The organism is Streptomyces ipomoeae 91-03 (assembly GCF_000317595.1).
Taxonomy (GTDB): domain Bacteria; phylum Actinomycetota; class Actinomycetes; order Streptomycetales; family Streptomycetaceae; genus Streptomyces; species Streptomyces ipomoeae.
Map to the genome: position 1 here is coordinate 1 of NZ_AEJC01000121.1, position 774 is coordinate 774.

Consider the following 774-nt stretch of genomic DNA (forward strand, 5'->3'; position numbering starts at 1 on the left):
GGGTGGAGACGTTCACGGGCTTGCGGATGGATCGGTTCGTGAAGCTGGTGAAGGTGGTGCGGGAGCAGGGCGGTGACGGGCCCGGTGGAGGCCGTCCGTGGTGCCTGCCGCTGGCGGACCGGGTCCTGCTGGTGGCCGTCTACTACCGCACCAACCTCACCATGCGGCAGCTCGCCCCGCTCTTCGGCATCTCCCCGGCGACTGTCTGCCGGGTCATCCAGCGCCTGCGACCGCTGCTCGCGCTGGAGCCCGCCCCACGGCCGGTCGCCGAGGCGGACCGGCTGTGGATCGTGGACGGCACCCTGATCCCGGTCCGCGACCGCAGCGTGGGTGCCTCGAGCCGCAACTACCGGTTCTCGGCGAACGTGCAGGTCATCATTGATGCCGACACCCGCCTGGTCATCGCCTCGGCCCGGCCGGCCCCGGGCAACAAGGCCGACGCTCACGTCTGGCGGGAGTCCGACCTGCCGGCCGTGGCGACCGGAACCACGGTGCTCGCGGACGGCGCCTACCTCGGCACCGGCCTCATCGTCCCGCACCGCAGAAGAGCCGGACGCCCCCTGCTGCGCGGGCAGCAGGAGGACAACGCCGAACACCGACGCGTCAGGGCCCGCGTCGAGCACACCTTCGCCCGCATGAAGAACTGGAAGATCCTCCGCGACTGCCGTCAGAAAGGCGACGGCCTTCACCACGCCGTCCAGGCCGTCGCCACCATGCACAACCTCGCCCTCGCCGGGTGAAACACCAGGTCAAGCACCACTTCGACCTGCCCGA

1 protein-coding gene is annotated in these 774 nt (G+C 70.8%); it reads left to right on the plus strand.

What is annotated here, in order from left to right; translation table 11 throughout:
- Positions 1-2 precede the first annotated feature (2 nt).
- Entirely contained in the window at positions 3-740 is a 738-nt protein-coding gene (locus tag STRIP9103_RS08235) for an IS5/IS1182 family transposase (protein WP_009308438.1), read from the plus strand.
- The last annotated feature ends 34 nt before the right edge of the window (positions 741-774 follow it).